A 24,901-nucleotide genomic window follows, 5' to 3' on the forward strand; every position below is an offset into this window, starting at 1 on the left:
CAGCAATCATGATTTCTTGACGAAGGCTTCTTCAAAGACAAACCACTGAGATGAATGCTGGTCGAGGAATCGCATCAATCGCTGCACCCAGGCATTGGCGTAATCGATTTCACGGGGTTTTCTGGTGCTACCCTCGGGAGAGACTTCAAGTGAAGGTTCGAAAATAACCCGGTAATGCCTTCGGCGCTCCCTGATGACATAAAGAGGATAACAAGGGCAGCGTGAGAAGCATGCCAAGGTCATCGGACCCTTGGGAACGCGGAACCATGTGTCACCTGAGTTGAGCGGGACTTTGAGCTCTACGACTTGGCCTACTACGCGATCACATTGGATCGCCAGCAGTTCGCCTTCGGTTAGCAAGCGGGCGAGTTCGATGCCCAGAAGATTATCCTGTTTGTTGTAATGAACGCGAAAATGGGAATTGTTAGCAGTGGCATCAGCGAGTTCTTTTTCCCTGATTTTCTGAAGCTCTGGTGAGCGTTCGGGCATTCTCACGGTGTGGAGCACGCGCTCAAATTCCGCTGCGAACAGAGACGCTGCCAAATCATAGTTGCCGGTGTGCGTGGTGAAAATGATGGCCGCCTCACCGCTGTTGCGGATTTCGTCGAGGGTGTCTTCGCCTTGCATGTCCCAGGTCACCACGTTCTGGCCGTGTTTCACCCGTAAGCTGTCGATGTAGTTCCAACCGAAATTAACAAATACCATGTAGGCTCCCACATACCCCTCACAGAACGCCAGATCACGGTGGATAATTTTCAAATTAGCCCTGATCGCCTCGCGTTGAGGTCTGGCCAGGACGAAGACGACAAAGCTGAAGAAGTAAAGCAGCGCGCCCTCAATGAAATGAGGCATATTGGGAAAGGCCTTGATCACGTAGATCATCATCCGAGTGGGCATATCTCCAAACAGCCCGAGACGGGAATAATTAGTGCCTTGATTTACAGCCATAACATCGTATTCATACAGCGCGTTACCGCGTTACCTTCACGCGCTGACGACGCCCACTCGTATAGGGAAAACTTCGAGAGATCAACCATGCAAAAATGCACCAAAGAAATGCCGGGGCCAGTCTCGGAAAAAGTCGACCGTTCTAACGACTACGACGTAGTTATCATAGGCGGTGCATTTTCCGGGTCCGCATCTGCGATTCTTTTGAAACGTCGATTTCCGGATCTGAAGGTGCTGATCGTGGAGAAGTCCGAGGTGTTCGACCGCAAAGTCGGCGAGAGCACTTCCGAGGTCTCTGCTTGTTTCCTCACACGCGTTCTGAAAATTGGTCGGCACCTCTCGATCAATCACGTGGACAAACACGGCCTCCGCATGTGGTTCCATCGCGAGGGGAATAACTGCCCGTCGAAGGTCACCGAACTGGGTCCAGCCTTCCAAGGCCGACTGCCCACCTTCCAGCTGAACCGCCTCAAGTTAGACACTCACCTGCTCGATGAAGCGGTCGAGCTTGGCTGCGAGTTGGTTCGTCCCGCCACCATCAAGGACCTCGAACTCGGTGGCGCAGGGAACAATAAAATTACTTTCAAACCTAACGATGGAGAAACCCGCGAAGTCACAGCCGGCTGGGTGGTGGACGCCTCCGGCAAGGCCTCTCTAGTTCCTCGGAAGCTGAAAATTTGGAAGAGCAATGCGGACATGCATCCAGTGAATGCGATGTGGTCTCGCTTTAAAAATATCAACGATCTCGACTCCGAAGAATCCGTCGAGGCCATGGGCGGTGTCAACACACAGGTCCTTGCTCAGCGCGGGTTTTCAACCAACCACCTGATGGGCTACGGCTGGTGGAGCTGGATCATCCCGCTCGATAATGGTGAGGTCAGTGTGGGGATCACATGGGACGAGCGTATTTTCACTCCGCCCAAGGACGGCAGTATGTCCGAACGACTGAAAGAGCATCTTCTCAAGCACCCGATCGGAAATCTGATGTTCAAAGATGCCGTCGCAGTAGAAAATGACAACCGTTACTACAAAGGGCTGCCATACTACAGCGAGAAAATTGCCGGTGACGGCTGGACCATTGCCGGTGATGCTGCCGGATTCATGGATCCGCTTTACAGTCAGGGTCTCGATTTCTGTTCTCACACCGTCTACACCTCCTACGTGCTCATGCGTAAGCACTTCAATGGCGAGTGCCTGAAGGAGGAAATGATGAAGCGTGATGGCGAATACAAACGCAGCTATTTCTACTGGTTTGATGCCATTTACAAAAACAAATACTACTACATCGGTGACGCCGAGCTGATGTTTGTCGCGTATTTGTTAGATATTTCCACCTACTTTATCGGGCCTGTTAGGCTTGTCTATGAGGATCAGGACACGGAGTTTTCCAAGATGCCTTATGACGGTCCTGCGGGAACAGTATTTGCGAAGTTCATGCGTTTCTATAACAGCCGCTTAGTGCGCCTTGCGCAAAAGAAGATCAAGGTTGGAAAATACGGAGACAAGAATCTGGATCACCGTTTCCTGAGCACCAATGCATTCACCCCTGGGCCTGCGACTTTGAAACTGATGTTCAAAGGCATCAAAATCTGGCTTTGGGCCGAGATCCGGTATGCCTTTGTCAGGCCGTCAATGGCTAGCGAGCCGTCCACTATGACACCACTTCCACAGGCCGGGGATTACAAGCAGGCTTAGGCTCATTGTGAGCAAGATGCCGATGCTGCAGAGCAGTCCCATGCTTCTCAATGCTTCGTTGGAGGCGAAGAGCAACGAGCCAAAACCGATCGCTGTGGAAAATCCGCAGAAGCAGATCGCTTTGCCCACGCTATTCCAGACCGAGGCATAATCTCCTCCCTGCCTGCGCAGTGTGAAGATTAAGTGGATGCTGTAGTCGATCCCCGCACCAACGATCAGAGGAATCGCCATGCCACTGAGAAAATTCCATGATTGTCCAGTAACGACCACAACCACATTGATCAACATCAGTGCTGTTAGTAACACGGTGATGGAAATCAAAGCATCGCGCCAGTTGCGGAACACGATGAGTAAGGCAGCTAACAAAAGTGCTGCAGCAGGGATGAAGATCACATAGAAGTCTCGTTTGACCCGCGGCAAAAGAATGGCCTGCATCATCGTGTAGCCTGTCACTACCACATCGGCCTTAGCCAGTGGATCGAGCTTGCTCAGTGCCTCGGTGCTGGGTTTCTCAGCTAACATGATGCGGCCGGTGAACAATGATTTGCCGTCGGAGTCTCTGCTAAAAAAGGCACCCACCAAGGGGTCATCGGCGCTCTGTTGGGCAAGATTTTCTGCACTGTTAGGTTTCGCAAGAGCTTCCAGAATTTGTTTGTCCAGCGCCAGACCCTTTTCACTGAATCCCTCTTGGCCTGCAGTTTCAATGATGGCTTTGCTATCCTTCGCAAGTTCGAGTAAAGGATTTTTGTTTTCCAGAAATTGAGCTTCGTCGGGCAGTAGACCTATGGGCCAGTAATAGGTGTTGATCACCTTTTCCTTCTTCAGACTATTCAACACGGGCTCGGCCTTACGTGTTTTCTGAGACAGTTCGCTGAGTGTTGGTGCCGTAGCAACCAGAACAGCATTCTGCTCGGACCATGCTGAGAATTCTTCTTGCAGAGTGTTGAATGCGGAAACAGCTTCACTGTTGCTAGGTTCCACAATTTTAAGATCAAGATTCACTTGTGGGGCTCCGTAGATGGCAAATAGCACGACTGCGGTGATCACGGCTGTTGCCGGCAGCCAAGGTGCCAATCGAGGCGGAAGAAAGACCGGGTGCACCAGTTGATTGGCTGTTTTGACCGGGAATCTTGCAAGCATGACAGGGGTCAGCATCAGCATGACCACAGCACCTGAGACGAGACCGATTGCGATCAAGGCACCTAACTGTTGCACGCCAGTGAATGTGCTCAACGTCAATACTCCGAAAACGACTGCTGTGCTGGCAGATGCCCACAGAATGCTAGGGCCGACTAATTTGCGAATGGAGCGGGAGTCTGCAGCTCGATCACCATGGGTCACCGCATGTGGAGATTCGCGGATGATCACTACCGCGTAGTCGATCACCAGACCTAACAAAATGGCGGCAAATCCCACGCTGACCAAATTCAGCGTTCCAAACACCCAACCGCCGATACCGAGGGTGATGACAAATGTCAGTCCCAGTAACACGGAGATCATCAGCAGCTGGATGAAATTGCGCTGCACCAATAAAAACAACAAACCGATGCACAAGGATGTGATGGTGATCGTGCCACTCATGTCGTTTTCCATACTGGAACCGATCTCCGCATTGTAGACCGGCCCCCCGGTCATTTTGAAGCTGTATTCATACTCCTCATCCTTCTTCCACTGGTCGATCATGCTGCGGATCTCAGCCACCCATAAACTGTCGTCAGCATAGCCAATGGCGGTCTCATGGTTGCGCCGAATCATCAGGAGTCTGGAGGTTCCGTCGTCGCTTTCAAAGCTGGCGTCACTATCTAGCAAATGTTGCAAGGCAGGGTGACGCAGGAATCCCAAGGGATCATAGGAGTCGATCGTTGCTTGCTGCTGATCGAACGAGTTCTGCAAGTTCGACTTCACCTCGCTCAGGTGCTTCTGGAGGTTTTTTTCATCGCCCAAGCGGGTGGTGATTTTCTCAATTTCTTCAGGTGGGGCGTAACTCCAGATGCGGGCGACCGTCTCAGCGAACAATTCAGGGTTTTCCTCAAAAGCCGACTTGTAGGTCACCTCAGTATCCGGCCAGCGTTCTCGCAGATAGAGGGCCAAGGACTCCGCGTCCTCTTCGGCGATCTCTTCTTCATCAGAGTGCAGCATCACAATCACCTCCCGATCCTCGGAGAAGTGATCTTGGAAATCTTTCAGTGCTTGAATGGCAGGAAGGTTTTTCGGCAACACCTCGAGAATACCGGTTTCAAATTTTAACCGCGTTAGTCCTGCGATCGAAAACAGAACCAGCAGGATGAGAAAAATGGGGGAGCGAAATTTCTTAAGCACGGAGGGACTCTAGTTCCGACAGCCCGATACGCAATAACTAGATGCACGTTGGGTTCGTTGCTTGATATGAAAAGGTTAGGGCGGGCTCGAAAAACATGCAGAGTTTATAATCGGAAGATGCTCGTGATCACGTATGTTTTACAGCAATGAACAGCCCGTCAGCCATGCCAAGCGATCAGCGCCGGAGTCAGCTCATGACCGCGGTGAAGGACAATCTGGTGCTCTTGCTAGGAGCGGTGGCGATTGCTTGGGGCCTGGAGGTTCTGGATTTCATTTTCCGTGGCTATTTTGATCGTTTTGGCATTCAGCCGCGCAGGGTGTCTGGATTGCCGGGTGTGTTGACTTCTCCATTTTTACACTTGGGATTCGGACACCTGATCTCGAATACAGTTCCGTTTTTGATACTCGGAGGCATGGTGCTCATGGGTGGGCGACGGGTATTTGTCGCTGCCACGGTGTTCATCATGATCGTCGGGGGCTTGGCTCTCTGGACTCTTGGTCCGAGTGCGACCAATCATGTTGGTGCCAGCGGTCTGATCTTTGGCTATCTTGGCTTTCTCCTGGTTAGAGGAATCTTTCAGAAGTCGGTGATTTGGATAATCGTATCGATCGGCATCCTCCTACTCTACGGCGGCATGTTAAACGGATTGTTTCCCGGTCAACCTGGCATCTCTTGGCAGGGCCACCTTTTCGGATTCATCGCTGGCATTCTAGCTGCATGGGCGATGTTCACTCGTAGGGAGAACCGGCCCAAGCTTCACTAAGACCTGCTGATCGGCATTAAGTAGAGAAAAGCAAGAAACGGAGTTTTTTCTGCTGATCATCTGCTATCTTGGACCTGAATTATGAGTGCTTCCCAGACAGAAGAATCCGCCGTAGCGGTAAAAATTAGCACTGCCTGCCGCTTGCTGGAAGCCTGTGATCAAGCACCGTCGCTCGATACTTTGGCACGCGCTGTGGGCATGAGCAGTTCACATTTTCACCGACAGTTCAAGGTGCTGACTGGACAGACGCCCAAGGCCTACGCCGTTGCACAACGCGCGGGTAAAATTCGTGAGCAGATAAGGCCAAAGCAAAACATCACCCGAACTATCTATCAGGCGGGATACAATTCAAGTGGAAGATATTACGAGCAGGCAAAACAGATCCTGGGAATGAACGCCAAGGTCTATAAACAGGGCGGAGTAGGAGAGACGATCCGCTTCGCCATCGGCCAGACTGAGCTTGGTGCCATTCTTGTGGCGATGACCGAGCAGGGGATTTGCGCCATTTCTTTGGGCGACGATCCGGAACCACTCTGTCGCGAACTCCAAGACCGCTTCCCTAACGCCCAGCTCGTTGGCGATGATGCTAAGTTCGATGCTCACGTGGCAAAAGTTGTCGGCTTCGTGGAAAATCCGCAGATTGGTCTGGATCTGCCACTTGATATACGCGGCACGGCATTTCAGCAGCGAGTCTGGCAGGCGTTGTTGAAAGTGCCGCCCGGTAGCACGGCGAGCTACTCAGAGCTTGCTGAGAAAATGGGATCGCCGAAATCCGTTAGGGCCGTGGCGAGTGCCTGCGCAGCTAACAAGGTGGCCGTGGCCATTCCCTGTCACCGCATCATCAGGACCGATGGATCGTTGTCGAATTACCGCTGGGGCGTGCAGCGCAAGGCTGAGCTACTTCACCGCGAACAATCATGAACTTATTTCCAGCAGATCCGGAGAAGAACCTGCTGCCAAGCGATGGCACCGTTCACTATCACGGTCCGGTTTTTTCTCCGGATCAGGCAGACCGATATTTGCATAATCTACTCGCAGACATTCCTTGGAAACATGACGAGGCTCGGATGTTTGGAAAACATATCATCACGGCAAGGAAAGTAGCGTGGTATGGCGATGCAAATTTTTCCTACACCTACTCCGGCACCACCAAACAAGCTTTGCCATGGAGCGATGACCTCTTGTCGATCAAAACAAGAATCGAAGCACTAACAGGCACCCAATTTAACTCCTGTCTTCTCAATCTCTATCACGATGGAGGAGAGGGCATGGCTTGGCACAGTGATGATGAAAAATCGCTCGGAAAAAACACCACCATCGCCTCGGTGAGTTTCGGTGCTGAGAGGAAATTTTCACTGAAGCATAAGGTCAGCAAGGAGACAGTCAGCGTGGAACTAGAGCACGGTAGTCTGTTGGAAATGAAAGGAACCACGCAAACCCACTGGCTGCACTGCGTGCCAAAAACCAAGAAGGTCACCGAACCACGGGTGAATTTGACCTTCCGAACTATGAAGTAGGGCAAGATACAAACCAGCGCGCCCTTCTGGGGTTGAATGTCCGCTGCGCTGGGCTAGAGTGTCGCCATGTCTCGCTCATTCATTTCTTTGTTTTTGTTTACTGCTGTCTGCCAGCTAGGGATCACCTCGGCGGCAGTGGACCTTGAGCCGTTGAAAAAATCCTACGCCAAGCAGAAGACCTACAAGTCCGTGAAGGTGAAGATGCGTCAGACCAAAAAATTGCCCGCACTCAATGAACCTGTGAAAAATACCGGTTATCTGTGGCTTCAACCCGGCAAGGCATTCCGCTGGCAGCTGGGTGATCCTAAGGTGCAGAGCGCGGTGTTTGATGGTCAGAAGGTTTATTTGTTAGATGAAAAGAAAAAGTCCGCTGAATCCTTCGATCCGAATGATCGTAAAGTGAAACCATTGCTGCTGATGTTAGGTATCGGCGAGGCTGCAAGCTTTGAGAGTTTGATGAAGAACTTCGACGTCACCGGAGTCACCCGCACCGATAGCCAATACGCCGCCGCGTTGTCTCCGAAATCCGGCAAGCTCAAGCGCGTGATTGTCCAGATGGTTCTTCAGGTCAGCCTAAAGACCGACTACATTGAACGTATCGAGTGGACCCAGAAGGACGGTTCCGTGATTATCACCGAGTTCGCTCGCCCAGAGCTGAACGGTTCACTTCCCAAGGATGTTTTCAAAGTGAATGAAAACGCCTACACTTGGGAGTAGATGCCTCGTTCCTAGACGTGCGCTTGTTAAGCTTGCTACTTGCCAAGTCCCAGTCGCCTGAGTTGATCGCGAGGGATTTCTCCGTCGGGCCACACACTCAGGTCGAATGATTTGGCTGGGAGGAATACGATGCGATTATTGTTTCTCATGAGCGAGGTATTCATGGTATCCCACGCTCCTGCCTCATCTGCGTAGAGAACTGCAAATGTGATCTTACTGCCGACAGTTGCTGTGCCTTTCAAAACATCGCGCACAGTGGCAGTGATCTGAGCGGTCCGCCATTTGCGACCATCCTTGTCAGTGACCAGTGGTGTCTTCACTTGGTCTAACTTTTCGACCGTGATGCCTAACACTTGAGGTGAGGCGGCATAGATTTTTTTGAGTTCTTTGTCCGAATTGAACATCTCAGCGCCAGTTAGCTGGTAAGGGCGTAGATCAACCGACCCGGGGGCGAGAATCATTCTGCTGCCAGCGAGGTCGATGATCGCTCTGCTGGCAAATAGGAAATCGGCTCCGAGGATACCTGACATCCGCACATTCCCGGATGAGGCCTGAAGGGCATCCAGATTCATCACAAGCAGTGTAGGGCGAACGATGGTGGTAGCACCGAGCTTGATCTCCTTGGCCACGGCGAGTTTCACGGATTGATCGTCACCACCCACACCCGCGAGTTTGGTGTCGCTGCCATACACTTTGATACCTAGAATATCGGCTGCCTTGGCATCGAGCACGGATTGTTGCGCTGCGGTATCGACGACAAAGCGCATGGTTTTGCCGTTGATTTTCATATCGACAAAACGGTGATCGTTGAGCCCGACCAGTGGCACCACTTGCATGCCGTGATCACGCGCTGCATTCGCGAAATCGAATTTTTCAGATGAGTTCTCTAACAACTTGTGCGTGCCGTAATCTATGGCCGCGCCAGAACCTGCCAGAAGATCGGCTCCGATGAGTCCGTCGCAATCGTGGATCTGAGCCATGTCGATGACCGAGAACTTGCCAGCACCACGCTGCATGGATGAGCCGGCGGTGAGTTTGTTGATTTTTGTGACGTACTCCTTCGCCTCGCCGCGAATACCGATGGACGTGGTATCTGTTTGTTTAAAAGTCAGACCAAGACGTTCACAGGCTGCCGTGGAGAGGCATGATTCAAGTGCTCCGGAATCAACGACGAAGTTAGCAGGTTTGCCATTGATCGTGCCTTCAAGGAAATAAGTATTGCTGCGTGCTTCGAGTTTCAGCTTGGTGCCGTCCATTACTTTACCAAGTGCCGCACGGAATGCAGCGGGGTCACTATCATTGGTAGGGACTGGATAATCGGCATCAATGGCTGGTGCTTTAGCAGGGGTTGCGGCCTTGAGTTTGGCCATGATGTTATCGAGCATCTTTTCGGTAGCTTGCCCACCTTGTGCTTCGATCACTTTACGGACTTCTTCCCGAGTCATGCCTGGGCGCAACTCGAGTTTCATTTTTTTCATCCCTGGAGGAACGGGCTCTTTGTCGGGAGTCGGAGCAGGTGTATCTTTGTCCGGTTTTCCACCGGCCTTCGCGAGCTGAGCCATCACTTGGTCGACAAGTTCGTCGGTGACTTGCACACCCTGGGCCTTCAATGCGGCTTTGACTTCTTCGCGTGTGGAATTAGGTCCCAGTTTAAGTTCGACTTTCCTTTCAGTCGCTTCGGGTTTGGGCACTGGGGCTGGAGTATCGCCTTGGGCGAATGCCGATATGGGAGTCAGGCTGACGAGGAGTGCAAGATAGGATTTCATGGGAGCCAGAGTGAGAATTAAGGGTTTTTCTTATGTTGTGACGACAGCAGGATTCGACAATGCGAGGCGTTTCCCTGCGGTTGTGGTGCCCAGCGGCTGCGGTCAGAGAATTTGTTTCTAATTTAATCCAATATTTTTTGGACCACGGTATTGGGCATACTCGCCAATCAAAGCCATGTGGTTCATCGAACCGAATAGAAATCTGCATCATGCACGTCCCAGATCATGTGTTTGTCACACATTTCCAAGAGTTTATGATTGTAATTAGACCGGGTGCCGTTTCCTGATGCCATACTGGCAATGACTCTTCGCACATGGCGCTCCATGATCTTGCCGGGGGAATACCATGGCTTGCCGTGACTCATGCCGGCGCCCGCTTCATACATGCGCAGGATTTTTCCGTTGTAGAAATAATCAATCAGCTTTTGCCAGCTGCTGTGCCAGGCTCGGAGGTCATCGCGGTAGCGGTCTATTCTTTCAGTTGCATCGTTAGATTTGATTCCTTGGGAGAAAAAATGTTTATCTAACAAATTTGCTGCCTCGAGAGCCATGAATAATCCGGGGGAGAGCATGGGGTCGACAAAGCCAAAGGCATCGCCGAGAAGAATCCAGCCTTTGCCGTGACCCTGTTGCGAGATCAATTGGTAGTTAGTGTAAGTCATTACCTCCGTTACCCGGCGGGCTCCCGCTGAGTGTTCTTTCATCAGCGGGTCCTGACGGATAGCGACTTCCAAGCGTTGTTCAGGGGTGTCGCCCAATGCCTTGGCCGCTTCCTTGTTCAGAACGATGCCCACGGATAGTTTGTCTTGAAGGGGGATTCTCCATGCCCAGCCGTGTTTAAGAATCGAGATGATGATTTGCCCTGGCTCGACTTCATCGTGCGCAAAATTTTCAAAGTGGGCAAAATAGGCGACGTCCTTGCGGTCGCCTCGATCCGCCTTCAGTCCGAGAGTGCGCGCGATTAATCGCGTGCGACCAGTCGCATCGATTAACCATGTAGGATGGTCACAAAGTCCGGCAGCGGTTAGAGATTCATCGGTTAACTCGACATCGCGCTCCGGAGAATCGCATGCTTGAATCTTCGCCCGTTCGTTGGCGAAGCTGACACCTAGTTCCGTAGCTCGCTCACGCAGTAAGTTATCGAACTGTGGTCGAGGCACATTGTAAGAATACCCGGGTTCATGTTTTCCTCGCTTGGTGAACGTCAAGTGAACCTTCGTGCCGCTGGCATGAAAAAAGGATGCTCCCGGTTTCTCCACTGAGAATTCTCGGACTCGGTCCTCAATACCCAGTTTTCGTAATATCGGAACCACGGCAGGAACCAGCGATTCACCGACTAACAAGTTGGGGCGCTTATCATCGTCAAAGACGACACAGCGGATTCCTCGTTTTGCTAACAAGCATGCCAATGTGCAACCAGTTGGACCTGCTCCAAGAATGGCAACGGGGACGGGCGGAACTTCGCTCGAGGACATGAGGGAGAGAATGGGTTAGTGGCGTTTCACCTTTCCACTAGCGGTGAGTTCGATCTGATCGACGGGTTTGAACTGGACAGGCAATTTATATGGCGCGAGACGTGCCGCGCAGTGGGAACGAAGGTCTGCAGAGGATGGCAGCTCCTTGTTCTCCGCCACTATGATTTCTGCACTTGGGTAGGAGCCAAGCGTTGGATGGTGCCCTGCGGTGACGCGGCTCTTCTCAATGTCCGGGTGTTCATTGAGCACAGCCTCTATTTCCTCAGGAAAAACTTTCATGCCCCCGACGTTGATCACACTTTTGCTACGGCCGCGCATGATGAGGGTGTTGTTATCTGTTAGTTCTACCAAGTCGCCGGTGGCAAACCATCCATTGGGACATAACTCGGCCCGCATTTTCCATGGAGAAAGATAGGCGTCGAACATGCCTGGGCCTCGGAGTAACAACTCGCCGATATTAGGATCGTTGCCGTGGGCTTGGCTTTTCCACTCGTAGTCAGATAAAACTTGGCCAAGGGCTGCAGGTTGATCGTGGGCGTGAAGCAAGTTCATCACCGGAAGGCCGACTTCAATGATTCCCAGCGCCTGGGTGAGCGGGAGGTTGAATCGTTCTTCAAAGGCCTGTGCCACTCCCTCGCTTAAGGCTGATGCTGTAGACATGGCGAGTCGCAGCTCAGGCAGCGGTTCGGCCGATTTACATTGAGCCAACTGAGCAAAGTGAAACGGACTACCGTAGAGGATGTGTGAACCGGATGCCTTTGCGGCAAGATAGATCTGCTCCGGCTGGTGCGAGGTTTCCAATACGGTGGTGGCTCCAAAATAGAGGTAGAGCACAATGGAGACGGCGAAATGGTGCGCCATTGGAAGAGTCCAGAGCACGTTTTCGCCGGCTTGGATTTCAAGCCCTTGGTTCGCGGCATGAATGCGATCGAAGAGCGATTGATGGGACAGAATCACCCCTTTGGAGGCCGCAGTAGTGCCGGAACTGAAGCGAATGAAAGCAGGCCCAATGGCATTGAACTCATCCTGAGGAAAACCAGGGAGAACGTGAGGACTGGATTCTAACAATGCGGTGCCCAGATCACAGGGAAGCTGGATATTGCCTTCTGGACTGGCGGAGATCACCCCGTGCAAAGCAGTTTCTGAAATTAGCGTTTGTTGCTCTGCTTCGGTCAGTTCGTCAGGGATGGGGACAAAACAAGCGCGAGACTCAAGAACCGCGAGGGCGACCACGATATAGCCGAGGCCGTTAGGGAATTTTACTCCGATGCGAGGCAGTTCATTGTCAGCGATTGCCGAGTGGCCTTGGAGCTGAGCACTGACCTCTGCTACGGCTTTGAAGAGATCGTCGAAGCTCAGCTGCAGATCACCATCTTTGATGGCGATGAGGCTGCCGTGCCGACGTTTTTTGATCTCTTCGACGATGTTCATCGGCGTGACAAACGAATGTGTTAGAATGAGAAACTCATGCCGACCGTAAAGCCGAGGGCATCCACGCCTGGGTTCGGGTCAGTCTGGCCACCGTTCGAGAGGTGTTGGAAAAAGGCACCACCGTAGATGCCGAGATCTTGTCGGATTTGGTAGCGAACACCAGTTTTGGCAAACCAGTTGAGAGTGAAATCCTGACCTTGGCTGCCTACTACGTCAGTGCTGTTGGTAAGGCCAACACCACCACCGGCGGCGAAATAAATTGACCATTTGTCGTCAGCTGACCACCACTCGAGCGAAGGCGCGGCGGAGAGGCCGATATAGTAGTCCTCAGGGCCATTTTGAATCCAATCGCCGATCAATGAAAACTGATGCCGTGCGATGAGTTTGGATCCATTTGAGAAATCCTTTTTAATCGAGTAAGGGATTCTCCAAGAAATTTGTGTCGGAACGATACGATAGGATATGGGAGTGTTGGAGCCGATATTCCATATCAATCCAGTCTCAACATCGATGACGTGGCGCTTCCATGAAGGTTCCTCTTGCTTGGGGGCGTTATAAGTGACTTCGCCTGCACAGATTGATCCGACGGCGAAAGAGGACAAGCAGAGGATGGTAACGAACGATTTCATAATGTTGTTAGTGTGAGGCTAGAAGGTATGCAGGCATTCGACTAGACCAAAGTTCCATGCTTCTCTTTCTTCTCGCGCATCAGTTTTTTCTGATAACGACCTTGCACCACATCCATGAGGACTAGCACGGCGATAACAAAGTAGAATGTCGTCTTGTTCATCGCGTGTACCGGGTGACCGAAGAAGCTGAGGTTGGCCTTGTGGCCGCCTTCGGAAACCAGCATCACCCCGACAATAAGAAGGATGAACAGGCCGAGCACCTCGTAGAGTCGGTTTTTCTGCAGGAAGGCAGAGACTTTGTCGGCCAAGACAATCATCAAAATACCACTGACGACGATCGCGATGGAAACTACCCAGCCTACGGTGGTGATGGCGATGGCGCTGAGGATGGAATCGAAGGAGAAAACGAGGTTCATCATCACGATCATCGCGATCACTTTGGCCGCGCTGGTGGTAGCGCGATCTTTTTTCGCCTCATGGTGTTCCTCCAAGCTCATCATGTGCATGACCTCCTTGATGGCGGTGTAAATGATGAAAGCTCCACCGAACAGAGTGATCAGCGCGGCAAAGCTGATGTCTGCTTTGACGAATTCGTTATCGAGATGAGTCCATGGGGCTTTGAAGGAATCCATCATCTTGAGCAGGACGAATAGCAGGACGATACGCAGCACCACCGCGATACCGATTCCCCAGGTGCGCACGGCTTTTTGTTTTTCCAGAGGTGCGCGTTTCGACTCCAGCGAGATGTAGAGCAAGTTATCGAAGCCGAGAACGGCTTGCAGGGCGATGAGCATGACGAGGTCGATGGCGTATTCCATAGGGCGTTAGGCAATAGCAGGTGGGAGGATGCTTGCCAAGCCGAGATCATGACGCATCATACCCGCATGCGACAGAACAGACTTGGAGAAAGTGGAATCGTTGTCAGTGAAATCTGCATGGGCACGATGACCTTTGGTGAGCAGTGCGATCAGGAGCAGAGCAATCGGATCATGGATAAGGCGTTGGACGCTGGGATCGATTTCTTCGATGCCGCAGAGATCTACCCGGTCCCTCCTTCCAAGGAATCCGCGGGGCTCACTGAGAAGTGGGTGGGGGAATGGCTGAAAGGCCGGGATCGCGACAGTATCATTATCGCCAGCAAAGTGGCCGGGGCCGCACATGGCTGGTTTAACCCGCCAGTGCGTGGAGGAAAAGCGGCACTCGACCGGCATCATATCCGCAAGGCGGTGGAGGGGAGTTTGAAACGTCTCCAGACCGACTACATTGATCTCTATCAAGTCCATTGGCCGGATCACGGTATGCGCTGTGAAGACACGCTGGTGGCGCTGGATGAACTGGTCAAGGAAGGTCTTGTTAGGTCGATCGGAGTGAGCAATGAGACCAGCTACGGTCTGATGAAATCTCTCTGGACCAGCGACCTGCACGGCTTGACTCGCTACGACACCATTCAGAACAATTTCTCCATCAATAACCGTCGATTCGAAGACGAACTCGCCGAAGTGTGTCGAAATGAGAAAGTAAGCCTGCTGCCCTACAGCCCGCTGGCAGGTGGGGTGTTGTCCGGAAAATACAACGATGGCCAACTCCCGGAAGGTGCCCGGTTTTCCGACTATCTCAAGAACGGCAAACCGCGTCAAAAAGCGATGGCGTCGCGCTTCGTGAACGAGAAGAGCCTGGAGACCACAGCTCGTATGATCGAGATTGCGAAGGAGGCCGATATGGATGTGGTCACACTGGCCACAGCCTGGAGTAAGCAGCACGACTACGTGGCATCTACCATCGTCGGGGCATCGCACGAGGACCAGATGGATGCCATTATTGCGGCTGCCGATCTAACTCTGAGCGATGATGTGTTGAAAGCCATCGACGAAGTGACTAAAGAGATCCTCTACCCAATGAACTGATATGCCTGAGCCAACAAAATACCACTGCCCCAAACTCTCCCGGCCACTGCAGCTGGACGGTTTTATTTCCGATCCTGGCTGGGCGGATGTACCTTGGACCGAAGATTTCCAAGACATCACCGGTGACCCTGCTCTCAAGCCCCGCTTTCGCACCCGCGCGAAAATGGCTTGGGATGATGACTACTTCTACGTCGCCGCAGAAATGGAGGAGCCTCATGTCTGGGGAACGATTACCAAGCAGAACGAAATTATTTTTAACGATAACGACTTCGAGGTGTTTATCGATCCCGATGCGGATTCTAACAATTACTATGAATTCGAAATGAACGCCCTCGGCACGATCTGGGAGTTAAGCTTGCCAGTGCCGTATAGTGAAGGCGGCAAGCCGGTGTTAGGTTGTAATCTCCCCGGTCTGATCCGCAAAGTCGGTGTGCGAGGAAAACTCAACGACCCCACGACGACAGACGAGGGCTGGTCAGTTGAGATCGCCTTTCCTTGGTCGGAATTGGCGAAATACAATCCTGGACGATCAACTCCGCCACAGGCTGGTGACATGTGGAAAGTCAATTTTTCCCGAGTCCAGTGGCAGCATGAAGTGGTCGATGGAGAGTACGTTAGAATCCCGCCCCACGGCACGGATCTGGCCGACGGGTTGAACCCCGAGGATCAGCAACACCCGGAGGATAACTGGGTCTGGAGTCCGCAGGGTGTCGTGAATATGCACATCCCAAAACATTGGGGAGAAGTGGTATTTGAAAGCTGAATCACAACGCGATGTTTGATCCCAGCAGCATCCCCGCTTGGGTCATTTTTGCCCGAGACTGAGTGAGGAATCCATCCATAGGCGCAAGTTTAACGTTCCACCCAGCGTAGAGTAGAAATGTTACGATCGATTTATGTTCTCCTTTGTTTCGGTGCATTCATTACCGCAGGGTGCAGTCAGGAGCAAAAAACAGCGGCCACCAAGCCCTCGGGTGTCAGTGAGATTGTCAATGCTGCCCGTACCCAGATTGGTAAGACCGTCGAATATGATCCTGCCTATGTCGGGTTGAAATATCCCAACGGTGACATTGATATCAGCAAGGGCGTGTGCACGGACGTGGTTATTCGCGCCCTGCGCAAAGCTCGAAAAATCGACCTGCAGAAATTGGTGCACGAAGACATGCGGGCGAATTTTTCCAAGTATCCCAAAATCTGGGGGCTGAGACGGCCTGACAAAAATATCGATCACCGCCGTGTGCCGAACTTGCAGACCTTATTCAAACGCAAGGGATGGTCGCTTCCGGTGACCAAGAAAAAGGAAGACTACAAACCAGGCGATCTGGTGACCTGCACCGTGGCCGGAAGATTGCCTCACATCATGATTGTTAGTGACGTCGTGGATTCGGATGGCACGCCGATGATCATTCACAACATCGGCAGTGGTGCTCGTGAAGAGGCGAGGCTCTTTGAGTTCCCGCTCACCGGGCATTATCGGGTGAGGAAGTAGTCGCACATTCACTGAAATAAGTGGTGGCGAAGGTGAAGTGGCGCAATCTGTGATTCGTCATCTTGTCATTATTCTGACTAGGAAAATTCACCAGCCGAACTAGTCTAGCCTATCATGCCGACTGATCCGCTAGCGAAATCCACCCGACAATCGGTGGACGCGATGCGTACGCGGGTTAGCCTGCTACAGCGTGCCAGCGATGGTAGTGATCAGCTGGCCTGGGAAGAACTTCTGAAGTTCTACGAGCCTTTCATTTCCAAGGTTCTTCAATCCATGGGCTTCCGTGGTGCCGATTTGGATGATGCCCGGCAGCAGGTGTCGCTGGTTTTGTGGAAAGGCTTACAAACCTATGACCGTGATCCCGACCGTGCGAAATTCAGAACGTGGTTCGCTAGGCTCATTAAGAACACTGCGCTGAACATCATCCGGTCGAATCAAAGAAAACCCACCGGGCCAAGCTTGAACGATGACCGAGAGGGCAAAAAGCTGGTGCTGAGCGATGATCCGGAGCTTGACCTGCGGGTAGAGCAAGAGTGGCAGGAATACGTGGTCGAGCTGGCGATGGAACGAGCCAGTGCGGTATTTTCTGGGAATGCCGTCGAGGTTTTCAAAATGTCACTGGATGGCAAATCCGTGGAAGACATCGCCGAGCAACTCAATATCAAGGTGAATACCGTCTACATCCTTAAACACCGCGTGAAAGCGGTGTTGCTCAAGGAGATCCAACAACTTAAACACGACCTTGAAAGCTTCGCCGAGGTCACCGCTGAGTAATGTCTGGTTCATCGATCTACAGTCAGCTTTACGAAGAGGCAGAACGAAAACCTCTCGATTTATCCGGTAGCCCGACCGAAGAGATCTGTCCTCTCTACCATGCCTTGGAGCGAGTCACGGACCGTTATGAGCTTGAGGATGAGATTGGCGTTGGAGGTATGAAACAGGTCTTCAGGGTCTATGATGTGCAAACGGAGCGGCACGTCGCGATGGCCCGGCCCAAGGATGATGTGGTGCCAGCGCGTTATGATGCTTTCCTTCGTGAAGGCCATATCACATCGCGCTTGGAGCACCCTAACATCATCAAGTTGTTCGATATGGGCATCGATGATTCGAAGCGACCGTATTTCACCATGGAATACAAACGCGGTCACTCTCTACGTAAAATTCTTTCCCAGCTGAAAAAGGAAAAGAACCTAGAGGAATATTCCCTGCACCGCAGATTATCCATTTTCCTCAGAATCTGCGAAGCGATCAGCTACGCTCATTCTCGGCATGTACTGCACTTGGATTTAAAGCCTGAAAACATCCAAGTGGGAACCTTTGGTGAGGTGCAGGTCTGTGACTGGGGTCTGGGAGAAATTGAGCGGGGAGGAAGTGAAAAACACTCGTCCGAAGCGCTACTCGATCCGGATCTTTATGGTGACCAGTTAGAGCCTGCGATCAAAGGCACACCAGGTTACATGGCTCCTGAGCAGGATGACCCTAAATCGCAGAAAACCAAACAGACGGATATCTATGCACTGGGTTGCATTCTATATGAGCTCGCTACTTTGTTACCGCCTGAATCGCGTTCTAACAAGCCACCAAGATCGAAAGCGATCACCGCGATCGTCAACAAAGCCTGTGCTAAAAACCCGCTGGATCGTTACTCTCAGGTGGAGCCCATGTGGGAGGATGTGAACCGACATTTGATGGGCTTTAGTGTCGGGGCGGAGCGGCCAGGAATCGGAAGGGAGATACGTTTGTTCTATCGTCGTCACAAAAAGATGAGCCTCCTCACCTTATTCTTCACCCTGTTTTTGACAGGGGTGGCGCTTTATTTCACTCAGAAGTTACGGATCAGTTATGGGAAGACTGAGCTGGCCCTAGAGCACACGGAGACGGCACTGCTTTCCGCAGAGCAGGAACGAGATCGCGCGGAGCAGTCACTGGACCGATACCTGAAGGAAAAGGAATATTCCTCGGTGTTGTTAGAGAATCGCGGTGAAGACACCATTGATAGTACGACCTTTCTTGTGAATGAGATTATTCTCAAGGAATCGTTGGGACTGCTTGCTGTGCAGAAAGCGATGGAAGGTCTGGATAAAAAATTGGCAACGGATCCTCCGGCAGGCGATCGGTCGTGGAGTTTGAAGGCCTATTTATTATTTATCATGCAGGACTTCGATCAGGCTGAGAAATATTACAAAATTCGAGTAGGTGATCAGGGCGAGCTGAGGGCCACGATTCCTGAGTTTGCGCCACTGGTAAGGGGAGATGGTTTGCTGCCACCTGACGATTTTGTTCGTTTAATGCGTCGCCTAACAGACGCGAAGAACACCAGTCGAACCATGTTGGTCGAGAAGATGGTGATCTATGACAGTTTGGTGCGGAAATCAGTTTCTGAGAAAGTCCGTATCATCAAAGGCGTCCTCGCAATTTCCAACCCGCAATGGACCAATCAAGTTTTCAAGTTTGATAACAAACGCAAGCACTTGAAGATTGGAGGGCAGGGTTTGAAGACACTTTACCGTCCCAAGGTGCCGCTGGTGAATCCGGAGGTCATTCCATTCTGCATGCTGCGGATACTGAATGTGCGTTCGATAGAAATGAATGCCAGTCAGCTACGTGACCTCCATCAGCTCAGGGGCATGAGGTTGTATGAACTCGACCTAAGCGATATGCCGGCTAAGGATTTGGCTCCGTTGGCCACGATGGATACGCTGCAGGTTTTGAAGATCAGACATGGGCAGTATGGGCAGGCTCAGCTGGAGTCATTGCAAGAACAAGTGACCGTCAAGATCGTGGAGCAAGCTGGGAAATGAGGCTTCTGCTGTATAGATATTGGGGTTGAGTGGTGTTTAATAGATGAAAGTTATTATGAATCAGCAGCCATCGTTTTCTCGCCGAAGTTTTCTCAAATCAGCATCATTAGCCGCTACCGCGACGGTGTTGCCCTGGGGCGAGGCTGCGGCTGAGACCGGAGGGAAGTCGAAGAAGAAGGGATATTGCGGGGGCAACGGTACAGGCCACAAACAAATCAAACCGGCTTGGTTCTATACATGGTCACGCAGTGGCAAGGGTGGGATTGACGGGATTGAATTTGTGCCGATGGTGAAAGGCCGGATCAACCTCGGGCAGAAGACATTTGATGCCATTCGGGCGCAGAAGAACATCACCCATTTGTTAGGTTATAATGAGCCGGAGCGTAAGAAGCAGGGTAACCTCTCTGTGGAGGAAGGTCTGAAACATTGGCCTAAACTCGAGAAGCTCGCGAGGGATAAGAATCTCCGTCTGGGAAGCCCTGCTGTGTCGAATGATCAGGGTGGAAATCAGTGGCTGGATGAATTCATGAAGGGGGTGAAGCGCAATAAACTGAAAGTCGATTTTCTCGCACTCCACTGGTACAGCGGCACGGATATTAGACAGTTCGATAACTGGCTAGACGACATGTATAAAAAATACCGACTACCATTGTGGCTCACCGAGTTCAATGGCTGGAGCGGCACTCACGAGGAGATGGCTGAGTTTGCCATCAAGGCATTCAAAATCCTCGAGAAACACAGACGCGTCGAACGCTATGCCTATTTCAACAAACCAAAAGGAAAGCCAGGCTCGATCTGGAAAGCTGATGGTTCGCTCTCCGAAATCGGTCTGGCTTTAGCTGCTCTGTAAACCTGATTTACGGCTGGTCCTGAGTAATGATCAGCCGCAATGGCGTCGCGCCCAACTGGGTGCGGGCTTTACTGGGAAAGGCAACAAGGATGATGCGGCGTCCTGGCACCAGGCGGAGCCGTTTACTGGCCATGACTTTGTTCTCTCCCTTGTAGCGCATCACGATCTTTGCGGAAGTATAGGTATCGCGATCGGTATTCTGGAATTTGTAGTTGAAGGACTCGAACGGTTTGACCACGGCCTTGGAGGTGTTCACTTGCAAGCCGAGTGCCGCCGGGCTTTCGTTGAACAGATAGATGTTGTTGGCAGGATAGCTAGAGGTGTTCAGATTCACTGACTTGCTCTTCATCGGAGCCTTGTCATTTTTGCGGCTTAGGAACACGAGGAAATCTTTGCCGTCTCCACTCAGCGCCTGTTCGACCACCGGGGTGTATGGCGGTGCATCTTCACCAGCCGGCGTCTTTTTATAGAGGGTGAACGTAGTGGATCCACGGACTGGGAAAGGAAGAGACATACCTTCTCCGGTGAGGCTTACCTCGTGGTAGGTGTCGTCTATTTTGAAAAAGAATGTTTCATTTTTCCCGGGAAGGAAGGTGCTGACACAGCGGCACATGATATCGTTCTCCTTGGGGCTTGGCAGCCCGGGGAGCTGATCGGGATTTACGGGTTTTTGCGCCGGCGGATTCTGGGCGGACAGGCTGGCGGTCGTGAGGGCCAGCAACAACAGGGCGGTGATCTTACGAGGGAGCATAAAAGTGATGAGGTTTGATTTACTGCGCGATGGCATCGTCATCGGAGTATGGCATGACGTCTTTTTCATTCAACCACCGAAAACTGACGACATTGAAACGGCGACCGAATCCTGTCTCACTTGGTGCCTGAGGTTGCATCAGCTGGCTGCTGCTGCCATCCCACGCCACGGGCTTGGCGACGCGCTGCACCACGGCTTCACACCAGGCTTTGGCGGCGATCTCACCGGTGCGAGAATCGATCGAATCACCGTATGCACGGATCACGAAGGTATCACCACGGACGGTGATGCTTGGTCCGATCTTGGTGAGCACATCCGCTTGGGATAGGAAGTTAGGCGCGTAGTTATGGATCAATCCACCGGACTGGTTGATCTTCGAGACTGGGTAGCCTAACATTGCTTCCTGGGCAGAGGAGGAGACGGTGAAATCAAGCCCACCACTGCTCCAGTCTTCATCAGGTTTGATGGTCATTTTGATGCCGTTGTTGCTTTCGTTGGCATAGTAGTGGTAGTTGATTTTCTGATCTTCCATCGTGGCCTTGTTGATGGCGGCCTGCAGGGTGCCAAGGACCTCCTGATAGGTGCGCTCGTCGCCGGTGACGTCTGAGTCTGGCTCCAGCCTGCGGTTGACGAAATCTGCAAGGGAGAGGAATGGCCCGCGGCGTTTGACTTCTTCCACGATACGACCTGCCAGTATGTTGATCTCATCGCTGTTCAAGGTTCTGGTGGAGGCCCAGGTGTTAGGGCGGTCGAAACGTGTGCTGTTCCTGTCGTTGGCGACTGCTTCGGTCTCCTCCATCAGCGGGGCAAGGAAGCGGCCCATGGCGGCTGCGGTGGCCACGTTGCTGTCCTCGGATGAGTGCAGCGTTTCCACACTTTGTCCCATGGCGCCGGAGAGGAATGCTTTCCAGGCTGTGACCGAGGTGGAGTTCACATTGAATCCGCCGTGGATCATCACATTGGATGCGGAGAGCTCAAAGCCATCGGCGTTGATCAACTTGGCTTCGTCCACGCTTCCTTCACCAGTGGGGGTAGTGAGGAACTGTCTGCTGTTAGGAAGGCGCATGCCTTTCTTCAAGGCTGTGCCAGACTGGGGGATGGTGCTGAGGTAGTAGCGGTCCCATGAAGAGGCATTCAGCAGGTAGGAAATGTCATATAGGTCACTCTGCTCGCTGGACTGGAACTTGGTGCGGTCAAAGCGCGGAGGTGCCTGGGCATTGCCGAAGGCGTAGGTCGGCTGCCAGCCGTATACGGAGAGGTTGGCGTGTTGGAAACTACCCAGCGAGAGTGGTCCGTATGGGGTGGTAGGGTAATCGAACATCGGATAAACCATGTCCTGCACCTGTGATAGGTGCCAGCCACCCAGGCGGTCAGTGGAGAGGTTGCCATACAGGTTTTCAGCGGATTCCCAAGTGGTTTTGAATACTTGGGTGCTCCGGAACGAGAAGGAGTTCAACCACTTCGAGGCTTCCAGGGAACCGGACGACCATGTTTCTGAAGTAGAGAAACTTTCCTGGTTGCGGATGTTCCAGTAGCCGAGCACTGCGTGAGGCTGACCGGCCTTCGGTGGCAAGTTCATGTTATTTCCCCCTTGGAAAATGTCAAAATTACTCACCAGCATGGACGAGCCGAAGTTGACCAAGGCGCTTTTACCATCGTAGGTGGCCGAAGCTAACAGGGAACCGTCCTGATAACGATTGAGCGGGTAGGTGGGACGTTGCCAGTTTCCGTAACGCTCGTTACGCTGCGGTTTTTTCATCGCGTGCAACAAGCTGGGGGTGCCGTCGTTCACGGTGTAGAGGTTCAGATGCATATCGAGGTCTTCATCATCGTTCGCCCCTGAGCCAGTGGTGGTTGAGCGGAAGTTGGGTTCCGTTCTCAGCATGTTGGATAAGTTGGCGTTGGAATTCGGATCGAGAGTGCCGTTCGAGGGGCTTACGACGTAGAAAAACTCGTCCAGGTTGCCTTCGTTGACTAACAGGTTGAGATCGCCGTCATTGGTGTAGTTTTTAAGAATGTCGGTATCCGCATCTTCATTCATGTTATAGGGAACACCCGAAATAGCACCGCTGGCCGGTGGTTTGGCATGAAAAATGAGAGACTCACCGGCTTCGAACGCTTGGTCTTTGATGACAAAGGTGAAAAAGCGTTTGTTGCCCTGGTAGTCGATGTTTTCGTTATCAGCGGGTTTGTGGGGAGGTAGCGGTGCGTGATTGTTTTTTTCCTCCCATGAGTGCCAGACAGGGTTGACGTCATAGCTGGCCTCATCGGTGTTTCTGATGCCTGTTTGCATCCACCATCTGAATTGGTAACCAACTTGCACGATGTAATCCCTTGCTTCGAGTTTTACGTTGTGAGGGTTCCACAGCTGGATCTGGGGCATGATCATGGTGACGGGCTTGAAGGTTCTCTGGCCCGTGATTTGATAGGAGTGCTGCATAGCCACGGCGCCCTGGGTGAACACCGGGTGCAGCCCGTGCTCAGGTGATGTGGGATCGTAGTTCGGTGCGACGACTGGCTGTGGAGTGGTGCGGTCTTCCACCATGTTGGCCCACTGTTTGACGAAATCGAAAGTAGGAACGCGGGTGGCGGTAACGGGGAAGCGGGGATCGATCATCGATTGCTTGTCGAGCCCTGTGTATGAACCTTTGAAATAGGCAGTCAGGTCTTGTTTCAACCTGCCATCAGCCACGTTGACGGGTAGGGAATAGGAGTATGGTGTGAATTTGTCCTGATTGAGCAAACTCCAGTTTTTCCATGAGGAATCCGCAGACTCACTGCCGAGCATGGTGAGTTCGTTGTGAGTGATCAGTTTGAAAAGTTTTTCAGGGTCGTCTTTATAAGTAGGCAACTGGCTTTCAAGGTTCACCCCCTGGGTGATCTGGTAGTTGTTGCTCTTCTGCGCGGTCGCGTTCACTTCGGTGCCTGCAAGCACGTCGGAACCGTTGGTGGATGCCAGGGTATCGATTCTGGCTTTCATGCTTTCATCGCCTACCCACCAGCCGTAGCGGCCGGAGTTTTCCTCCACTTTCACGAGTCCGGCCTGGGCTTTGGTAAGAAGCGCGGCGGAAAGTCCGTCGATGCTTGAGGTATCGGGAATAGTGGCAGTGCCATCCTTGATGAACTGACCCATGGTGATGACATCTCCACCAAGTGGCGCTGTGGGATCCGCAGCCGTGTTAGGATCTGATGTGGAAACCAGCCATTCCATGTTTTCCAAACTCCAGTCACGAAGGGTGCGAGGGGAAATGATGCCGTCATCGGGGCTGTTGGGATTGATCGTGGGGTAGGCACCCAGCCAGTGGGCGTGACGAACACCATCGATCTCGGGTGAAGATGGGTCGGTATCGAGAATGGAGGCGTTCGCGGTGGCCCGGGCATCGGGACCGAGGGAAGTCTGCAGTCTGCCTAATGCAATTTGTAGTCCAAGTCTGGCATTCGCCTGAGCTTCTGCTTGTGCATGACTATGGCGAGCCGTGCGTAGTTCCACCGTGCTGAGGCTTAGCATGGCCAAGGCAATCATCGTCAGGAGCACCATAATCGAAATGGTAGCGATCAAGGCGAATCCACGAGGCGAGGATGATGTGATACAGTGGTTTTTATTTATTTTCATGGTGTGCAGAGAAAGAGTGCAGAGATACGACGGCCTGAATGGCGCGGGTCAAATCGACTAAGTATATCCCAAGTATATTCATTAAACACCCAAAAATTCGGGTTCTATACATAAAGATGCGTCAATCTCATGAAAAACATTATTTATTTTACGAAAGTCTGAAGAAAGCGGATTTTGTGGGCTCAATGGGTTTGAGAGTGGCCCATGTTGACTATGTCGCCTTGAGTGGATT

The 24,901-nt window shown here is 52.2% G+C and carries 20 protein-coding genes; 11 read left to right on the forward strand and 9 right to left on the reverse strand.

The window, feature by feature from the left end; genetic code table 11:
- Nucleotides 1-6 precede the first annotated feature (6 nt).
- On the reverse strand, nt 7-948 hold the full coding sequence (locus ACSPJT_RS13695; protein WP_435893123.1) for an LpxL/LpxP family acyltransferase: 942 nt from the start codon (nt 946-948) through the stop codon (nt 7-9).
- An 87-nt stretch (nt 949-1,035) separates the two neighbouring features.
- On the opposite strand from ACSPJT_RS13695, the gene ACSPJT_RS13700 reads away from it, so the two are divergent.
- The gene (locus tag ACSPJT_RS13700; protein ID WP_435893124.1) at nt 1,036-2,643 is read left to right on the forward strand and encodes an NAD(P)/FAD-dependent oxidoreductase; all 1,608 of its coding nucleotides are present in this window, start codon (nt 1,036-1,038) and stop codon (nt 2,641-2,643) included.
- Here the strand turns inward: ACSPJT_RS13700 and ACSPJT_RS13705 are convergent.
- Complete coding sequence (locus ACSPJT_RS13705) at nt 2,578-4,962, reverse strand: efflux RND transporter permease subunit (protein ID WP_435893125.1); 2,385 nt, start codon at nt 4,960-4,962, stop codon at nt 2,578-2,580. The genes ACSPJT_RS13700 and ACSPJT_RS13705 overlap by 66 nt on opposite strands.
- Nucleotides 4,963-5,108: 146 nt before the next feature.
- Here ACSPJT_RS13705 and ACSPJT_RS13710 point away from each other — a divergent pair, with 146 nt between their 5' ends.
- The 4 genes from ACSPJT_RS13710 (at nt 5,109) to ACSPJT_RS13725 (ending at nt 7,960) form a co-directional block, all read left to right on the forward strand.
- A complete protein-coding gene (locus tag ACSPJT_RS13710) occupies nt 5,109-5,726 on the forward strand; it encodes a rhomboid family intramembrane serine protease (RefSeq protein WP_435893126.1) in 618 nt (205 codons plus the stop codon).
- An 81-nt stretch (nt 5,727-5,807) separates the two neighbouring features.
- Complete coding sequence (gene ada, locus ACSPJT_RS13715) at nt 5,808-6,647, forward strand: bifunctional DNA-binding transcriptional regulator/O6-methylguanine-DNA methyltransferase Ada (RefSeq protein WP_435893127.1); 840 nt, start codon at nt 5,808-5,810, stop codon at nt 6,645-6,647.
- The gene (locus ACSPJT_RS13720; RefSeq protein WP_435893128.1) at nt 6,644-7,243 is read left to right on the forward strand and encodes an alpha-ketoglutarate-dependent dioxygenase AlkB family protein; all 600 of its coding nucleotides are present in this window, start codon (nt 6,644-6,646) and stop codon (nt 7,241-7,243) included. Before ada ends, ACSPJT_RS13720 begins: the two co-directional genes overlap by 4 nt.
- 66 nt (nt 7,244-7,309) lie before the next feature.
- Nucleotides 7,310-7,960, forward strand: coding sequence for a LolA family protein (locus ACSPJT_RS13725; protein WP_435893129.1), 651 nt, complete (start codon nt 7,310-7,312; stop codon nt 7,958-7,960).
- A gap of 35 nt (nt 7,961-7,995) precedes the next feature.
- On the opposite strand, the gene ACSPJT_RS13730 is transcribed toward ACSPJT_RS13725, so the two are convergent.
- The 5 genes from ACSPJT_RS13730 to ACSPJT_RS13750 all read right to left on the reverse strand — a co-directional run bounded on the left by ACSPJT_RS13730 (nt 7,996) and on the right by ACSPJT_RS13750 (nt 14,079).
- Nucleotides 7,996-9,726 carry an aspartyl protease family protein gene (locus ACSPJT_RS13730; RefSeq protein ID WP_435893130.1) on the reverse strand — a complete coding sequence of 577 codons (1,731 nt, stop codon included), beginning with the start codon at nt 9,724-9,726 and terminating at the stop codon, nt 7,996-7,998.
- Between the two features lie 182 nt (nt 9,727-9,908).
- Nucleotides 9,909-11,201 carry an NAD(P)/FAD-dependent oxidoreductase gene (locus tag ACSPJT_RS13735; protein WP_435893131.1) on the reverse strand — a complete coding sequence of 431 codons (1,293 nt, stop codon included), beginning with the start codon at nt 11,199-11,201 and terminating at the stop codon, nt 9,909-9,911.
- A gap of 15 nt (nt 11,202-11,216) precedes the next feature.
- Nucleotides 11,217-12,632, reverse strand: a complete 1,416-nt coding sequence (locus ACSPJT_RS13740) for a class I adenylate-forming enzyme family protein (protein WP_435893132.1) — start codon at nt 12,630-12,632, stop codon at nt 11,217-11,219.
- Nucleotides 12,633-12,652: 20 nt separating this feature from the next.
- Complete coding sequence (locus ACSPJT_RS13745; protein WP_435893133.1) at nt 12,653-13,261, reverse strand: acyloxyacyl hydrolase; 609 nt, start codon at nt 13,259-13,261, stop codon at nt 12,653-12,655.
- 41 nt (nt 13,262-13,302) lie between these two features.
- Nucleotides 13,303-14,079, reverse strand: a complete 777-nt coding sequence (locus ACSPJT_RS13750; protein ID WP_435893134.1) for a TerC family protein — start codon at nt 14,077-14,079, stop codon at nt 13,303-13,305.
- Nucleotides 14,080-14,145: 66 nt separating this feature from the next.
- Here ACSPJT_RS13750 and ACSPJT_RS13755 point away from each other — a divergent pair, with 66 nt between their 5' ends.
- From ACSPJT_RS13755 to ACSPJT_RS13780, 6 genes are all read left to right on the forward strand, one after another.
- Entirely contained in the window at nt 14,146-15,165 is a 1,020-nt protein-coding gene (locus tag ACSPJT_RS13755; protein ID WP_435896204.1) for an aldo/keto reductase, read from the forward strand.
- Between the two features lies 1 nt (nt 15,166).
- Entirely contained in the window at nt 15,167-15,928 is a 762-nt protein-coding gene (locus ACSPJT_RS13760; RefSeq protein WP_435893135.1) for a carbohydrate-binding family 9-like protein, read from the forward strand.
- A 117-nt stretch (nt 15,929-16,045) separates the two neighbouring features.
- Nucleotides 16,046-16,654: a DUF1287 domain-containing protein gene (locus ACSPJT_RS13765; RefSeq protein WP_435893136.1), complete on the forward strand. Its 609-nt coding sequence runs from the start codon at nt 16,046-16,048 to the stop codon at nt 16,652-16,654.
- Nucleotides 16,655-16,768: 114 nt separating this feature from the next.
- On the forward strand, nt 16,769-17,428 hold the full coding sequence (locus tag ACSPJT_RS13770) for an RNA polymerase sigma factor (protein ID WP_435893137.1): 660 nt from the start codon (nt 16,769-16,771) through the stop codon (nt 17,426-17,428).
- The gene (locus ACSPJT_RS13775; protein ID WP_435893138.1) at nt 17,428-19,455 is read left to right on the forward strand and encodes a serine/threonine protein kinase; all 2,028 of its coding nucleotides are present in this window, start codon (nt 17,428-17,430) and stop codon (nt 19,453-19,455) included. Before ACSPJT_RS13770 ends, ACSPJT_RS13775 begins: the two co-directional genes overlap by 1 nt.
- Nucleotides 19,456-19,510: 55 nt before the next feature.
- On the forward strand, nt 19,511-20,305 hold the full coding sequence (locus ACSPJT_RS13780; protein WP_435893139.1) for a glycosyl hydrolase: 795 nt from the start codon (nt 19,511-19,513) through the stop codon (nt 20,303-20,305).
- A 7-nt stretch (nt 20,306-20,312) separates the two neighbouring features.
- On the opposite strand, the gene ACSPJT_RS13785 is transcribed toward ACSPJT_RS13780, so the two are convergent.
- Both ACSPJT_RS13785 and ACSPJT_RS13790 read right to left on the reverse strand, forming a co-directional pair.
- On the reverse strand, nt 20,313-21,125 hold the full coding sequence (locus ACSPJT_RS13785; protein ID WP_435893140.1) for a hypothetical protein: 813 nt from the start codon (nt 21,123-21,125) through the stop codon (nt 20,313-20,315).
- Nucleotides 21,076-24,669 (reverse strand): hypothetical protein, encoded by a 3,594-nt coding sequence (locus ACSPJT_RS13790; protein ID WP_435893141.1) that lies wholly within the window; start codon nt 24,667-24,669, stop codon nt 21,076-21,078. The genes ACSPJT_RS13785 and ACSPJT_RS13790 overlap by 50 nt, the downstream gene beginning before the upstream one ends.
- Between the last annotated feature and the right edge of the window lie 232 nt (nt 24,670-24,901).

Origin of the sequence: Oceaniferula spumae, from assembly GCF_042849255.1 — a bacterium.
Taxonomy (GTDB): domain Bacteria; phylum Verrucomicrobiota; class Verrucomicrobiia; order Verrucomicrobiales; family Akkermansiaceae; genus Oceaniferula; species Oceaniferula spumae.

Coding starts and splice junctions, on each gene's coding strand:
- ACSPJT_RS13750 (WP_435893134.1), bottom strand. CDS start 14,079: ATGGAATACGCCATCGACCTCGTCATGCTCATCGCCCTGCAAGCCGTT.
- ACSPJT_RS13730 (WP_435893130.1), bottom strand. CDS start 9,726: ATGAAATCCTATCTTGCACTCCTCGTCAGCCTGACTCCCATATCGGCA.
- ACSPJT_RS13760 (WP_435893135.1), top strand. CDS start 15,167: ATGCCTGAGCCAACAAAATACCACTGCCCCAAACTCTCCCGGCCACTG.
- ACSPJT_RS13740 (WP_435893132.1), bottom strand. CDS start 12,632: ATGAACATCGTCGAAGAGATCAAAAAACGTCGGCACGGCAGCCTCATC.
- ACSPJT_RS13790 (WP_435893141.1), bottom strand. CDS start 24,669: ATGAAAATAAATAAAAACCACTGTATCACATCATCCTCGCCTCGTGGA.
- ada (WP_435893127.1), top strand. CDS start 5,808: ATGAGTGCTTCCCAGACAGAAGAATCCGCCGTAGCGGTAAAAATTAGC.
- ACSPJT_RS13755 (WP_435896204.1), top strand. CDS start 14,146: ATGCGACAGAACAGACTTGGAGAAAGTGGAATCGTTGTCAGTGAAATC.
- ACSPJT_RS13735 (WP_435893131.1), bottom strand. CDS start 11,201: ATGTCCTCGAGCGAAGTTCCGCCCGTCCCCGTTGCCATTCTTGGAGCA.
- ACSPJT_RS13720 (WP_435893128.1), top strand. CDS start 6,644: ATGAACTTATTTCCAGCAGATCCGGAGAAGAACCTGCTGCCAAGCGAT.
- ACSPJT_RS13785 (WP_435893140.1), bottom strand. CDS start 21,125: ATGAAAAAGACGTCATGCCATACTCCGATGACGATGCCATCGCGCAGT.
- ACSPJT_RS13780 (WP_435893139.1), top strand. CDS start 19,511: ATGAATCAGCAGCCATCGTTTTCTCGCCGAAGTTTTCTCAAATCAGCA.
- ACSPJT_RS13695 (WP_435893123.1), bottom strand. CDS start 948: ATGGCTGTAAATCAAGGCACTAATTATTCCCGTCTCGGGCTGTTTGGA.
- ACSPJT_RS13725 (WP_435893129.1), top strand. CDS start 7,310: ATGTCTCGCTCATTCATTTCTTTGTTTTTGTTTACTGCTGTCTGCCAG.
- ACSPJT_RS13770 (WP_435893137.1), top strand. CDS start 16,769: ATGCCGACTGATCCGCTAGCGAAATCCACCCGACAATCGGTGGACGCG.
- ACSPJT_RS13700 (WP_435893124.1), top strand. CDS start 1,036: ATGCAAAAATGCACCAAAGAAATGCCGGGGCCAGTCTCGGAAAAAGTC.
- ACSPJT_RS13775 (WP_435893138.1), top strand. CDS start 17,428: ATGTCTGGTTCATCGATCTACAGTCAGCTTTACGAAGAGGCAGAACGA.
- ACSPJT_RS13745 (WP_435893133.1), bottom strand. CDS start 13,261: ATGAAATCGTTCGTTACCATCCTCTGCTTGTCCTCTTTCGCCGTCGGA.
- ACSPJT_RS13710 (WP_435893126.1), top strand. CDS start 5,109: ATGAACAGCCCGTCAGCCATGCCAAGCGATCAGCGCCGGAGTCAGCTC.
- ACSPJT_RS13765 (WP_435893136.1), top strand. CDS start 16,046: ATGTTACGATCGATTTATGTTCTCCTTTGTTTCGGTGCATTCATTACC.